Raw genomic sequence first — 14,211 nt, 5'->3', positions numbered from 1 at the left:
CAGTATCGCGATCAAAATCAAGGCAATAGCTCTATATCGGTGACTGCAGAGCAAACATGAGTACTTTTTAAGGTTTTGTCGAGCCTGCCGTCGTCGCCGACTGACCTCGATCCGCAAGAAAAAACCGGCCCCCCGAGCGGCCCGCGAAAGGTTTAGTGATAAGCTCGCGCACCATGAATATCTATAGCTCCCGCCCCGTAGTCCTTTGCCTGTCCGGCCACGACCCTAGTGGCGGTGCCGGTATGCAGGCCGATATAGAAGCCCTGCTCGCCCAAGGCTGCCATGCCGCTCCGGTCATTACCGCGCTTACGGTGCAAGACACCGTCAATGTCAGTGATTTCCGCGTGCTGGATCGCGAATGGGTGATGGCGCAAGCCAATGCAGTCCTCAACGATTCGAGCGTAGCAGCTGTCAAGCTGGGCATGCTCGGCTCACTGGACATGGTCGATACGGTCGTCGATCTGCTTCTGGCTCACCCGCACTTGCCCATGGTCTGTGATCCGGTGTTACGCGCTGGCGGCGGCGGCAGACTGGGCAAGGACGAGGTCGGCTACGCCATGCGCGAACGCCTGTTGCCACTGTCGACCATCGCCACGCCGAACCTTCCGGAAGCCCGCATTCTTGCCGAGCTGCCCGAAGGTACTGCGGATGAGTGCGCTGACAAACTACTGCCGTTTTGTGAATATCTGTTGATCACTGGCGGTCATGGTGATGAACAGCAAATCCATAACCGCCTGTACCTGCGCGGCGGCCAGACCCACACCTTCGTCTGCGAGCGTCTGCCCGGTAGCTATCACGGTTCCGGCTGCACCCTGGCCAGCGCACTGGCCGGGCGGATCGCCCAGGGGCAGGAGCTGGTCAGCGCGGTGAAGTCGGCACTCGACTACACCTGGCGAACGCTGAGGGATGCCGAACAGTTGGGCCGGGGGCAATTCGTGCCACGTCGGCTGCCGCTGGATTTTTGCTCGTAACACATCGCCATGAGGGTCGATTCATGAAACTGCGTGGCCTGTATGCCATCACCGACAGCCAGTTGCTGTCCGGAAAATTTCTGTCGTACGTCGAAGCGGCGCTGGACGGCGGCGTGACGCTGCTGCAATACCGCGACAAGAACAGTGACGAGTCCCGCCGTTTGCGCGAAGCGACCGAACTGCTCAAGCTCTGCGAACGCTACAAGACCCGGCTGATCATCAACGATGACGCTGAACTGGCTGCGCGGCTGGGGGTGGGAGTGCATTTGGGACAGTCCGACGGCTCGCTGCCCGATGCCCGCGCCCTGCTCGGGCACGAGGCGATTGTCGGGGCTACTTGTCATGGCCGCGTGGAACTGGCCGAGCAAGCCAAGGCTGACGGCGCGACGTACGTGGCATTTGGCAGGTTCTTCAACTCCCTGACCAAACCCGGCGCCCCGGCCGTGCCGCTGGACCTGATCGCTCAGGTGCGTGCCAGGGTCCACCTGCCGATTGCGGTGATTGGCGGCATTACCCTGGAGAACGCACCGCAACTGGTCGAACACGGGGCCGACCTGCTCGCCGTGGTGCACGGCCTGTTCGGCGCTGAAAATACTCAGGAAGTGACGCGCCGGGCACGTGCATTCACGGCGCTGCTGTAGAGCGCAATCACTGTGGGCGCGAGCCGGGCGACGCTTCGCTTGCTCGCGAAGGCGATGGTTTAGACGCTATTTTCGGGGCCTGCATTGCCCCCTTCGCGAGCAAGCTCGCTCCCACAAGTACGTGGATCCTCATTCGCAGCCGCTCTTCATTTGATATAGTGCGCGTTCCTGCGCCTTCTCTGGCTCATGCCACCCAATAAAGCAGCCCACCCTGAAGCTGCCCGCCTCGGCTGACCCCAGCGTAGACACGAATTCCCCGCTTCAAAGCAGAGACCCGATCATGTCCCGTTCCGAAACACTGTTCGCCAACGCCCAAAAACACATCCCCGGTGGCGTCAATTCGCCGGTTCGCGCCTTCAAGAGCGTGGGTGGCACGCCGCTGTTCTTCAAGCACGCTGCGGGCGCCTACGTGACTGACGAAGACGACAAGCGTTATGTGGATTACGTCGGCTCCTGGGGCCCTATGATTCTTGGCCATAGCCATCCCGACGTGCTCGACGCCGTGCGCAGCCAGCTGGAACACGGCCTGTCCTACGGTGCACCGACGGCCATGGAAACCGAAATGGCCGACCTGGTCTGCGAACTGGTGCCGTCCATGGAAATGGTGCGCATGGTCAGCTCGGGCACTGAAGCGACCATGAGCGCGATCCGTCTGGCCCGTGGTTTCACCGGCCGCGACAGCATCCTCAAGTTCGAAGGCTGCTACCACGGTCACTCCGACAGCCTGCTGGTCAAGGCCGGCTCCGGCGCACTGACCCTGGGCGTGCCCAGCTCGCCTGGTGTACCCGCAGCTTTCGCGAAACACACCCTGACCGTGCCCTTCAACAACCTAGACGCCGTGCGTGACCTGCTGGCCGAAGTGGGTCAGGAAGTGGCGTGCATCATCGTTGAACCCGTGGCCGGCAACATGAACTGTGTGCCGCCGGCGCCTGGCTACCTGCAAGGGCTGCGCGAGCTGTGCGACGAGCACGGCGTGGTGCTGATTTTCGATGAAGTGATGACCGGTTTTCGCGTAGCCCTCGGCGGCGCACAGGCTTACTACGGCGTGACGCCCGACCTGAGCACCTTCGGCAAGATCATCGGTGGCGGCATGCCGGTCGGCTGCTTTGGCGGCAAACGCGAAATCATGTCGCACATCGCACCGCTCGGCCCGGTCTATCAGGCCGGCACTCTGTCGGGCAACCCGCTGGCGATGGCGGCCGGCCTCACCACGCTGCGCCTGATCAGCCGTCCCGGCTTTCACGATGAACTGAGCGACTACACCCGCCGCCTGCTCGAAGGTCTGCAACAGCGCGCCGATGCAGCCGGTATTCCGTTCGTGACGACCCAGGCCGGCGGCATGTTCGGCCTGTATTTCAGCGAAGCCGACGAAATCGTCACGTTTGAAGACGTGATGACCAGTGACTCCGAGCGCTTCAAGCGTTTCTTCCACCTGATGCTGGACGGCGGCGTGTACCTCGCGCCAAGCGCCTTCGAAGCGGGTTTCACCTCAATCGCCCATGGTGATGCCGAGTTGAAACTGACCCTGGATGCCGCAGAAAAGGCATTCGCTGCGCTGAAATAAGCTCCTCAGGCACCACTCGCGCAGGGTGTCAGTGAACCGGCGCGAGTGATGACTGCAAATGAAACTGAACGTTAAGTATGCATTTTGCTTCTACAATGCACTGCGAACGCTGCATATACACGCTGACAACAACCCTGTTTCAGGTAATCCGCCCGTAAAGAAGGGTGTTTTCAGGCCGTGCAGCAGAAAATCCGTAAAGACTTTGTAAGGTTGGCTCTGCTTATTTCATAATGCGCAGCCAGCACGTTTAGCTGGTCGGGCATGCCCGCACCTTTTTCAGAGGTAAGTCGACTCCCATGAACCGCACCGGCCGCACCCTTGTATTGGGCTGCCTGTTGCTTGTCTATCCCCTGCTGGCAACTGCCGGCGGCAACTCGTTGTTAGTACCGGCGATGGGTCGTTGCACCCTCAATACCCTGCCAGAGAACCTGCCTGCAGCGCTTGAAGCCTGCCAGCAGGCCGCCAAGGGTGGGGACGCGCAGGCACAGTACGAGTTGGGTGAGTTCTATTACGAGGGCAAAAATGCACCTCGCGATTTGCCGCAGGCGCTGAATTATTTCGAGCAGGCTTCACTGCAGGGCCATGCCCAGGCGCAGTACCAGCTGGGCTTGATGTTCAGCCGTGGCGAAGGTGTGCAGGCCAACAACATTCAGGCGTACATCGTGCTGAAGATGGCCGCGGTCAACGGTTCGGAAGAGGCGCTGGACGCTGCCGACGAAGTGTCGGCGAAGATGCCGCGTGACGAGCTCGAAGTGGCCACTCAGGTACTGGGGCAGATTTTCCGCAAATACCTGCTTGAACTGCAGACCGCCGAAGGGCGCAGTCCTTTCTCTCCGTTGCCCTGATCAGGAATCCTTCAGGGCAGTCGCGATGCAAACCTGCAACGCTTACTTTTCCGGCATCGGCATGGGGAACGGCATTACATTGCTGGTACCGCGCGCCTCGCTGATCTTCGGCGTGCCCATGCGTTCGACTTCATCGATGCGCACAATCGAGTGCATCGGCACGAAACTGCGCACCACGCCTTCGAACTGGGCCTTGAGCTTCTCTTCGCTGGGATCCACCACCACGGTCGTGCGCTCGCCGAAGACGAATTCTTCAACTTCCAGAAAGCCCCACAGATCACTTTGGTAGATCTGCTTGGCGTACATCTCGAACACCTGTCCCTGGTTGAGGAAAATCACCTTGTAGATTGGAGCTTCGCGTTTGGTCATAACGGGCGGGTAACGATCAGAGATGAAAAAGGGGCACGGACTATAGCATGTCCGCCCGCCTCGTCGGACAGCCGACGCTAGGAACCCGAGCCCTTCATCCTTATAATGCGCGGTTCACTGACACGGTTGATCATCACGCATGGCCAAAAAGCTTTATATCGAAACCCACGGTTGCCAGATGAACGAGTACGACAGCTCGCGCATGGTCGACCTGCTGGGCGAACATCAGGCCCTGGAAGTCACCGCTCGCGCGGAAGACGCCGACGTGATCCTGCTCAATACCTGCTCGATTCGTGAGCGCGCCCAGGACCGAGTGTATTCCCAGCTCGGCCGCTGGCGTGAGCTGAAGCTGGCCAATCCGGAAATGGTCATCGCCGTCGGTGGCTGCGTGGCCAGCCAGGAAGGCGCAGCCATTCGCGATCGCGCACCCTATGTGGACGTGGTGTTCGGCCCGCAGACCCTGCACCGCCTGCCGGAAATGATCGACGCCGCACGCGTGACCCGCTTGCCGCAGGTCGACGTCTCGTTCCCGGAAATCGAAAAGTTCGACCATTTGCCCGAGCCACGCGTCGATGGCCCGAGTGCTTATGTGTCGGTGATGGAAGGCTGCAGCAAATACTGCACCTTCTGCGTGGTGCCCTACACCCGTGGCGAGGAAGTCAGTCGTCCGTTCGACGACGTGCTGAGTGAAGTCATCCACCTGGCCGAAAACGGCGTGCGTGAAGTCACTCTGCTGGGGCAGAACGTCAACGGTTATCGCGGCACCACCCACGACGGCCGCGTTGCAGACCTGGCGGACCTGATCCGCGTGGTCGCCGCCGTCGATGGCATCGACCGCATTCGCTACACCACCTCGCACCCGCTGGAATTTTCCGACAGCCTGATCCAGGCCCACGCGGAAGTGCCGGAGCTGGTCAAACACCTGCATTTGCCTGTGCAATCGGGTTCCGACCGCATCCTGGCGGCGATGAAGCGCAACCACACCACGCTGGAATACAAGTCCCGCTTGCGCAAGCTCAGGGCCGCAGTGCCGGGCATCAGTATCAGTTCCGACTTCATCGTCGGCTTCCCCGGCGAGACCGAAAAGGATTTCGACAACACCATGAAGTTGATCGAGGACGTGGGTTTCGACTTCTCGTTCTCGTTCGTCTACAGCCCGCGTCCGGGCACGCCCGCCGCGGACCTCAAGGACGACACGCCGGAAGCCCTGAAAAAAGAGCGACTGGCCGCGCTGCAACATCGTCTGAACCAGCAGGGTTTCGAGATCAGCCGACAGATGGTCGGCAGCATCCAGCGCATTCTGGTAACCGACTACTCGAAGAAAGACCCGGGCGAACTGCAGGGCCGCACCGAGAACAACCGGATTGTCAATTTTCGCTGCGACAACCCCAAATTGATCGGGCAGTTTGCCGATGTACACATCGATGATGCACAGCCTCACTCATTGCGCGGCTCGCTGCTACAGTAAAACCTGAGTGTCGGCGCAGAAACGAATCGCCGAATGAATTCGTTTCTGCGCGGTCCCTACCATTGAGCACGGTGAATCCCTGGCGCGGCCTTTAACAAGGCAAAGCTTTCGCACAACCAGCGCTAGGGTTATTCTTCAATACATCTCAATTGCCGCCGGACGGCCATTAAACGACCTTGAACGCACCCATAGAACCTCATCGCTTCACCCTCGAGCCTTTCGAGGCCCATCGTTTCGCCAACTTGTGCGGGCAACTCGACGAGCACTTGCGCCTGATCGAGCAACGCCTGGACATCGAGATCCGCAATCGCGGCAATCAATTCGAGCTCATTGGCGACCCCAAACAAAGTCATTCCGCCGAGAACCTTCTGCGCCGTCTGTACCGGGAAACCAAAGGTACCGAACTGACGCCGGACATGGTCCACCTGTTTCTCCAGGAATCGGGGGTGGACGGCCTCGACAACCACCCTGCCGCCGAAGTCGGCGTCTCGCTGCGCACCAAAAAGGGCATGATTCGCCCGCGCGGCCTGAACCAGCAGCGTTACGTCAAGGAAGTCCTCAGCAACGACATCAACTTCGGCATCGGCCCGGCGGGTACCGGCAAGACCTACCTGGCGGTGGCCTGCGCGGTGGATGCACTGGAGCGCGAGCAGATCCGACGCATCCTGCTGGTGCGCCCGGCGGTCGAGGCTGGCGAGAAGCTGGGCTTCCTGCCCGGCGATCTGGCGCAGAAGATCGACCCGTACCTGCGCCCGCTGTATGACGCGCTTTACGAAATGCTCGGTTTCGAATACGTCGCCAAGCTGATCGAGAAGCAGGTCATTGAAGTGGCACCGCTGGCTTACATGCGCGGACGCACCCTTAATAACAGCTTCATCATTCTCGACGAAAGTCAGAACACCACCGTCGAGCAGATGAAGATGTTCCTGACCCGTATCGGCTTCGGCTCCACGGCCGTGATCACCGGCGACATCACCCAGGTCGACCTGCCCAAAGGCACTCGCTCCGGGCTGACGCATGTCATCGATGTGCTCAAGGACGTGCCGGGCATCAGCTTCACGCATTTCAAACCCAAGGATGTGGTTCGCCACCCGCTGGTACAGCGCATCGTCGAAGCCTACGAGCGTTTCGACGACCGCCTCAGCGATGGTCCGTCGGGCAACAACAGTTACCCACGGGACAAACACCGCGATGCTTGAGCTGGACCTGCAGGTTGCAAGCGAGACAAGCGCCCCTGACGAAGCCCGATTGCGCCTCTGGTGTGAAATGGGCTTGCGTCAGCGCAGTGCCGACTCCGAGCTGACCATCCGCCTGGTTGACGAAACCGAAGGCCGTGAGCTCAATAACACCTGGCGACACAAAAATTACGCAACAAACGTGCTTTCATTCCCGGCGGACGTTCCGGACGACATGCTGGACATCCCGTTGCTGGGCGATCTGGTCATCTGCGTTCCGGTCGTCAACCGTGAAGCCGTTGAACAGGGCAAATCCGTCGACGCGCACTGGGCGCACATGGTCATTCATGGCTGCCTGCATCTGTTGGGTTACGACCACATCGATGATGAAGAAGCCGAAGAAATGGAAGCACTGGAACGAACGTTGCTTGAGGAGCTGGGCTATCCCGATCCTTACGCCGACGACGAAAGTGCCGACCCTCCCCATTCAGACACACCAAGCAAGGACCACGAGTAAGGGCTATGAGCGAAGACCGATCGAGCAACGGGCAAAAGTCATGGTTGGGTAAACTGACCCAGGCCTTTGTCCATGAGCCGAAAAACCGCCAGGAGCTGCTTGAGCTGCTGCGCGAAGCCCACCAGAACAAACTGCTGGACAGCGAAGCGCTGGCCATCGTCGAGGGCGCCATTCAAGTGGCTGACCTGCAAGTGCGCGACATCATGGTGCCGCGCTCGCAGATGATCAGCATCAAGGCGACCCAGACACCCCGTGAATTCCTGCCGGCGGTCATCGATGCTGCGCACTCGCGCTATCCGGTGATCGGCGAGAGCCACGATGACGTGCTCGGTGTGCTGCTGGCCAAGGATCTGCTGCCGCTGATCCTCAAGGCCGACGGCGACAGCGATGACGTCAAGAAGCTGCTGCGTCCGGCCACCTTCGTGCCCGAATCCAAGCGTCTCAACGTGCTGCTGCGCGAGTTTCGCGCCAACCACAACCACATGGCCATCGTCATTGACGAATACGGCGGCGTGGCAGGTCTGGTGACCATCGAAGACGTGCTGGAACAGATCGTCGGCGATATCGAAGACGAGCATGACGTCGAGGAAGACAGCTACATCAAACCGCTGCCCAGCGGCGACTTCCTGGTCAAGGCCCTTACCCCGGTCGAGAATTTCAACGAATTCTTCGACAGCACGTTCTCGGACGACGAGTTCGATACTGTGGGCGGTCTGGTGATGAATGCCTTCGGCCATCTGCCCAAGCGCAACGAAATCACTGAAATCGGTGCTTATCGTTTCCGCATCCTGAGCGCTGACAGCCGTCGCATTCATTTGCTGCGCGTGACGCCCATTTCACGTCCGTAAACACCTGATGCTGCTTTAAGGAATCTACATGCGCTGGATAACCCGCCCCGGCTGGCCCGGTAACCTGCTGGCCCTGGCGGCTGGCGGGCTCACGACTCTGGCCTTGGCGCCTTTCGACCTCTGGCCTCTGGTGCTGGTGGCAGTGGCGATGTTCTATCTGGGCCTGCGCGACCTGAACCCGCGCCAGGCACTGGCCCGTGGCTGGTGCTACGGCTTCGGTCTGTACGGCGCCGGCACCAGCTGGATCTACGTCAGCATTCACACCTACGGCGGCGCGTCTGTACTGCTGGCCGGGCTGCTGATGCTGCTGTTCATCGCCGCCATTGCCCTGTTCTTTGCCCTGCCCGCCTGGGTCTGGGCGCGCTGGCTGCGTCGCAATGAGGCACCGCTGGCTGATGCGCTGGCCTTCGCAGCCCTGTGGCTGTGGCAGGAAGCGTTTCGCGGCTGGTTTCTCACCGGTTTCCCGTGGCTCTATTCCGGCTACAGTCAGCTCGACGGTCCACTGGCCGGGCTCGCCCCCGTCGGCGGCGTATGGCTGATTTCGTTCTCGCTGGCGATGACTGCTGCACTGTTGTGCAACCTGCACCGCCTGCGTGCACGCAAATCGTTTCTGGCCATGGGCGTGGTGCTGTTGCTGGCCCCGTGGGTGACAGGCCTGGCCCTCAAGGGGCACGCCTGGACATCGCCGTCCGGCGCGCCACTGAAAGTCGCGGCGATGCAGGGCAACGTCGAACAAAGCATGAAGTGGGACCCGCAAAAGCTCAACGATCAGCTGGCCCTGTACCGCGACATGACTTTCCGTTCGCAGCAGGCAGACCTGATCGTCTGGCCGGAAACCGCCGTGCCGGTGCTCAAGGAAAGCGCAGAAGGCTATCTGTCGATGATGGGCAAGTTCGCTTCGGACCGCGGCGCGGCACTGATCACCGGCGTACCGGTGCGCGAACCGACCGGGCGCGGTGAGTACCGCTATTACAACGGCATCACGGTCACAGGTCAGGGTGACGGCACCTACTACAAGCAGAAGCTGGTGCCGTTCGGTGAATACGTGCCGCTGCAGGACCTGCTGCGCGGGCTGATTTCCTTCTTCGATCTGCCAATGTCGGACTTCGCGCGCGGCCCGAACGATCAGGCGTTATTGCAGGCCAAGGGTTATCACATCGCGCCGTTCATCTGCTACGAAGTGGTCTATCCAGAGTTTGCCGCTGGCCTGTCGGCGCAAAGCGACCTGCTGCTGACGGTCAGCAACGACACCTGGTTCGGCACCTCGATAGGCCCTCTGCAACACTTGCAGATGGCCCAGATGCGCGCCCTTGAAGCGGGTCGCTGGATGATCCGCGCCACCAACAACGGCGTGACCGCGCTGATCGACCCGTTCGGCAAAATCACCGAGCAGATTCCGCAGTTCGAACGCGGCGTGCTGTACGGCGAAGTAGTGCCGATGCATGAACTCACGCCGTATCTGCACTGGCGCTCGTGGCCGCTGGCAATTGTCTGCCTGCTGCTGTTTGGCTGGGCATTGATGGCGGCACGGATTTCCAAGACCGTCTGACTGCACGAAGCCGGTTTCATCAGCCTGCAGGTGGAATCGGCTTCAGATGGTCACTGCTTCAGATGATCGTTACCCCTTCCGATAGATCCACGGATACACCAGCAAGCCTGCGGCTTCATTGAGCAGCATCCCGCTCTGCGTGAACACGCGACTTTCAGGCAGCCAGCCACCAAAAGGCCGAGCGTTGTCGACCCCCAGAAAGCCGACCGGCGCACCCACCACCGTGAAACCCGCCTGCTCGAAGCACCAGCGTGCCCGCGGCATGTGCCAGGCCTGAGTCACCAGCACCACGCGCTTGATACCTTGCGGCTGCAGAATCGCGGCGCTCATGGTTGCGTTTTCCCATGTGGTGCGGCTCAGCCCCTCCTGCCAGCGCACCGTCACGGCAAAATCGTCCTGCAGCGACTGCGCCATGATCGCCGCCTCGCTGGGCGGCTGGTCAAAATGCAGGCCGCCAGAGGTCAGTATTGGCAGTCCGGATTCTTTCGCCAATCGCGCCGCCAGACGCAGGCGCTCCAGCCCAAGACCAGTGGGCGTGTCTGTGCCCCAGGTCGGAGAGTTGCGCTCACGCCCATTGCCCAGCACCACAATGGCATCCGCCTGCTGCGCCAGCATCGCCCACCGCTGTTGCGGCAAGGGCGGGATCTGCTCCAGTCTACGAGCGGCGAACTCTACGGCGACCGGCAGACTCATCAGCCACAATCCGCCAAGGCCGACCGCAAAGAACGCCGTCGCCAGACGTGGCCGGGAGCGACGCAACCACCAGCCGAGGATCAGCAGGACAAACAGAATGCCGGGCGGCAAAAGGAGGGTTTTGAGCAGGTAACGCAAGGGCATCGGGACATCTCCATGAGTGCCCGCAGCCTAGAATGTTTGCAGGCACGCGACAATGCCTGGAGCAGGAAGCCGATGATAGCCAGGCCCTTGGCCTGCGCGCGCAGGCAGGCGTGCAATTGCCTAAGTGTTACGGCCCAGCCGTACTGACGCCTTGGCTCGTCGCCGATCCTTCAGCCACACGATCGTGGCTGACGCTCGGGGCGACCGGCCATGCTCCGCAGCAACCACACCGTTGCCCGTAGACGTGTCCACGACAGCTGCGCCTGCGTCCCCGCTACCTTTTTCGAGATAGGCCTCGATCAACTGGAACTCGGCGCGGCTCAACCCCTTGAGCTCAAGCTCGGCAGGCGACTCGTTTCGGAGCCGGACCGAGGTACTCGCCGTCTCGAGTGCAAGTCCGAGACGGTCGATCAGACGCCCGTACAGCCTGGATAGACTTACAACATGCTGCAACTCTGTCATCCGCTCACCTCATCGAAGATAAATCATCACCCTCGCGTTTGAGCTTAGCGCTGCTGCAAGAACCGGCATGGAACTACGACCAACGGCCAGATAAGGTTGTCGGCCGGGCGTTGAGCCCACACGGGGACGCAATCAGGGTTTCCCTCGATAGACGGCCCTCATGTATGCTACTGCGCTTCCTGTAATTCCACTTCCGCGCTCTTGAGCCCGAACGCACCGCACAGACAGTTGCAATTGTCCGCCACGCGGTGCCGACCTGACTCGGCGAAGCAATGAAGAGGTCAAGGGTCACTAATCCTTAGTAAAAAGTAGCCATGCACGAACTCTATCAGCCCCGTGAAATCGAAGCCGCCGCCCAAACGTTCTGGGATGAGCAAAAGTCTTTTGAAGTCAGTGAACAGCCAGGCAAGGACACCTTCTATTGCCTGTCGATGTTTCCTTACCCGAGCGGCAAGCTGCACATGGGTCATGTGCGCAACTACACCATTGGTGACGTGATCTCCCGCTACCAGCGCATGCTCGGCAAGAATGTTCTGCAGCCACTGGGCTGGGACGCTTTCGGCATGCCGGCTGAAAACGCCGCCATCGACAACAACGTCGCGCCGGCCAAGTGGACCTATGAAAACATCGACTACATGAAGACCCAGCTCAAGAGCCTGGGTCTGGCGGTTGACTGGTCGCGCGAAGTCACCACCTGCAAGCCTGATTACTACCGCTGGGAACAATGGCTGTTCACTCGCCTGTTCGAAAAAGGCGTGATCTACCGCAAGAACGGCACCGTGAACTGGGACCCGATCGACCAGACCGTACTGGCCAACGAGCAGGTCATCGACGGCCGCGGCTGGCGTTCCGGCGCGCTGATCGAAAAGCGCGAAATCCCGATGTACTACTTCAAGATCACCGCGTACGCCGATGAGCTGCTGGAAAGCCTCGACGAACTGCCGGGCTGGCCTGAACAGGTCAAGACCATGCAGCGCAACTGGATCGGCCGTTCGCGCGGCATGGAAGTGCAGTTTCCGTACGACCAGGCGTCGATCGGCGAAGCCGGTGCCCTGAAAGTCTTCACCACCCGCCCTGACACCCTGATGGGGGCGACCTACGTCGCCGTGGCGGCTGAACACCCGCTGGCAACCCTGGCCGCTCAAGGCAACCCTGCACTGCAAGCGTTCATCGATGAATGCAAGGGCGGCAGCGTTGCCGAAGCCGACGTTGCCACACAGGAAAAGAAAGGCCAGGCGACCTCGTTGTTCGTCGAGCATCCACTGACTGGCGAGAAACTGCCGGTGTGGGTCGCCAACTACGTGCTGATGCACTACGGCGATGGCGCGGTCATGGCCGTACCGGCACACGACGAGCGTGATTTCGAGTTCGCCACCCAGTACGGTCTGCCGATCAAGCCCGTGGTCCGCACCAGCGCCGGCGACCAAACGCCGGCCCCATGGCAACCGGCCTACGGTGAGCATGGCGAGCTGATCAATTCCGGCGAGTTCACCGGCCTGACCTTCCAGGACGCGTTTGACGCCATTGAAGCCGCGCTGGTCAAGAAATCCCTGGGCCAGTCCCGTACCCAGTTCCGCCTGCGCGACTGGGGCATCAGCCGCCAGCGCTACTGGGGCTGCCCGATCCCTATCGTGCATTGCGACACCTGCGGCGACGTTCCGGTCCCGGAAGACCAGTTGCCGGTTGTCCTGCCTGAGGATGTCGTGCCCGACGGCGCTGGCTCGCCACTGGCGCGCATGCCCGGGTTCTACGAATGCAGCTGCCCGAAATGTGGCGCATCGGCCAAGCGTGAAACCGACACCATGGACACCTTCGTCGAGTCCTCGTGGTACTACGCGCGCTATGCGTCGCCGCATTACGAGGGCGGCCTGGTCGAGCCGAACGCTGCCAACCACTGGCTGCCGGTGGATCAGTACATCGGCGGTATCGAACACGCGATTCTGCACCTGCTCTACGCCCGCTTCTTCCACAAGCTGATGCGCGACGAAGGCCTGGTAACCTCGAACGAACCGTTCAAGAACCTGCTCACCCAGGGTATGGTCAACGCCGAAACCTACTTCCGCATGGAAACCAGCGGCAAGAAAACCTGGATCAACCCGGCCGACGTGACCCTCGAAAGAGACGCCAAGGCCAAGGTGATCAGCGCCACACTGACCAGCGACGGCTTGCCGGTGGAAATCGGCGGCACTGAAAAGATGTCGAAGTCGAAGAAAAACGGCATCGACCCACAGACCATGATCGACCAGTACGGTGCCGACACCTGCCGTCTGTTCATGATGTTCGCCTCCCCGCCCGACATGAGCCTGGAATGGTCCGACTCGGGCGTCGAAGGTTCGCATCGTTTCCTGCGCCGCGTATGGCGTCTGGCTCAGGCGCATGTAACTCAAGGGCCATCGACCGGCCTGGACGTTGCGGCATTGTCCGACGAGCAGAAAGCCATCCGCCGCGCGATTCATCAGGCGATCAGACAGGCGAGCCAGGATATTGGCCAGAACCAGAAATTCAACACCGCTGTCGCGCAAGTGATGACGCTGATGAACGTGCTGGAAAAGGCCCCGCAGGACACACCGCAGGATCGCGCCCTGATGCAGGAAGGCGTGGAAACCGTCGCCCTGCTGCTGGCTCCGATCACACCGCACATCAGCCACGAACTGTGGAAGCAACTGGGCCACAATGAGCCGGTGATCGACGCGGGCTGGCCTGCTTTCGATGCAAGCGCGCTGGTACAGGACAGTCTGCAACTGGTGATTCAGGTCAACGGCAAGCTGCGTGGTCACATCGAGATGCCCGCCAGCGCCAGCCGCGAAGAGGTCGAAGCGGCCGCACGCGTCAACGAGAACGTATTGCGCTTCACTGATGGCCTGACCATTCGCAAGGTGATCGTCGTGCCTGGCAAGCTGGTCAACATCGTCGCAAGCTGATTGGATCGGGCGCCCGGCAAATGCAGGGCGCCGAACATATTTCC

13 protein-coding genes are annotated in these 14,211 nt (G+C 60.8%); 10 read left to right on the top strand and 3 right to left on the bottom strand.

The features are described from left to right. Positions 1–173: 173 nt before the first annotated feature. The 4 genes from KBY02_RS01100 to KBY02_RS01085 all read left to right on the top strand — a co-directional run bounded on the left by KBY02_RS01100 (position 174) and on the right by KBY02_RS01085 (position 4,021). On the top strand, positions 174–971 hold the full coding sequence (locus tag KBY02_RS01100; RefSeq protein WP_024639405.1) for a hydroxymethylpyrimidine/phosphomethylpyrimidine kinase: 798 nt from the start codon (positions 174–176) through the stop codon (positions 969–971). 23 nt (positions 972–994) lie between these two features. After that, on the top strand, positions 995–1,612 hold the full coding sequence (thiE, locus tag KBY02_RS01095) for a thiamine phosphate synthase (protein ID WP_225649712.1): 618 nt from the start codon (positions 995–997) through the stop codon (positions 1,610–1,612). Positions 1,613–1,892: 280 nt separating this feature from the next. Continuing rightward, complete coding sequence (hemL, locus tag KBY02_RS01090) at positions 1,893–3,176, top strand: glutamate-1-semialdehyde 2,1-aminomutase (protein ID WP_003399812.1); 1,284 nt, start codon at positions 1,893–1,895, stop codon at positions 3,174–3,176. Between the two features lie 296 nt (positions 3,177–3,472). Continuing rightward, entirely contained in the window at positions 3,473–4,021 is a 549-nt protein-coding gene (locus KBY02_RS01085) for a tetratricopeptide repeat protein (protein ID WP_024639406.1), read from the top strand. A 42-nt stretch (positions 4,022–4,063) separates the two neighbouring features. Here KBY02_RS01085 and KBY02_RS01080 read toward each other — a convergent pair whose 3' ends face one another. Continuing rightward, positions 4,064–4,390, bottom strand: coding sequence for a DUF1820 family protein (locus KBY02_RS01080; protein ID WP_003313868.1), 327 nt, complete (start codon positions 4,388–4,390; stop codon positions 4,064–4,066). A gap of 139 nt (positions 4,391–4,529) precedes the next feature. Between KBY02_RS01080 and miaB the strand changes: the two genes are divergently transcribed. The 5 genes from miaB (at position 4,530) to lnt (ending at position 9,947) form a co-directional block, all read left to right on the top strand. Then, on the top strand, positions 4,530–5,858 hold the full coding sequence (gene miaB / locus KBY02_RS01075; protein ID WP_003368786.1) for a tRNA (N6-isopentenyl adenosine(37)-C2)-methylthiotransferase MiaB: 1,329 nt from the start codon (positions 4,530–4,532) through the stop codon (positions 5,856–5,858). Between the two features lie 176 nt (positions 5,859–6,034). Next, positions 6,035–7,057: a PhoH family protein gene (locus KBY02_RS01070; protein ID WP_003399802.1), complete on the top strand. Its 1,023-nt coding sequence runs from the start codon at positions 6,035–6,037 to the stop codon at positions 7,055–7,057. Next, positions 7,050–7,550, top strand: coding sequence for an rRNA maturation RNase YbeY (gene ybeY, locus KBY02_RS01065; protein WP_003399800.1), 501 nt, complete (start codon positions 7,050–7,052; stop codon positions 7,548–7,550). Before KBY02_RS01070 ends, ybeY begins: the two co-directional genes overlap by 8 nt. A 5-nt stretch (positions 7,551–7,555) precedes the next feature. Continuing rightward, positions 7,556–8,398: an HlyC/CorC family transporter gene (locus tag KBY02_RS01060; RefSeq protein ID WP_003368790.1), complete on the top strand. Its 843-nt coding sequence runs from the start codon at positions 7,556–7,558 to the stop codon at positions 8,396–8,398. 28 nt (positions 8,399–8,426) lie between these two features. Then, positions 8,427–9,947 carry an apolipoprotein N-acyltransferase gene (gene lnt / locus KBY02_RS01055; RefSeq protein ID WP_003421059.1) on the top strand — a complete coding sequence of 507 codons (1,521 nt, stop codon included), beginning with the start codon at positions 8,427–8,429 and terminating at the stop codon, positions 9,945–9,947. A gap of 69 nt (positions 9,948–10,016) precedes the next feature. On the opposite strand, the gene KBY02_RS01050 is transcribed toward lnt, so the two are convergent. Both KBY02_RS01050 and KBY02_RS01045 read right to left on the bottom strand, forming a co-directional pair. Next, positions 10,017–10,784, bottom strand: coding sequence for a YdcF family protein (locus KBY02_RS01050; protein WP_024643051.1), 768 nt, complete (start codon positions 10,782–10,784; stop codon positions 10,017–10,019). 120 nt (positions 10,785–10,904) lie between these two features. Beyond that, entirely contained in the window at positions 10,905–11,246 is a 342-nt protein-coding gene (locus KBY02_RS01045; protein WP_011268979.1) for a hypothetical protein, read from the bottom strand. A gap of 314 nt (positions 11,247–11,560) precedes the next feature. Between KBY02_RS01045 and leuS the strand changes: the two genes are divergently transcribed. Further along, positions 11,561–14,167, top strand: a complete 2,607-nt coding sequence (leuS, locus tag KBY02_RS01040; protein ID WP_225649711.1) for a leucine--tRNA ligase — start codon at positions 11,561–11,563, stop codon at positions 14,165–14,167. The last annotated feature ends 44 nt before the right edge of the window (positions 14,168–14,211 follow it).

Source organism: Pseudomonas sp. P129 (assembly GCF_020312195.1).
Classification (GTDB): Bacteria; Pseudomonadota; Gammaproteobacteria; order Pseudomonadales; family Pseudomonadaceae; genus Aquipseudomonas; species Aquipseudomonas fragariae.
This window is presented reverse-complemented; position numbering and strand designations above follow the sequence as displayed.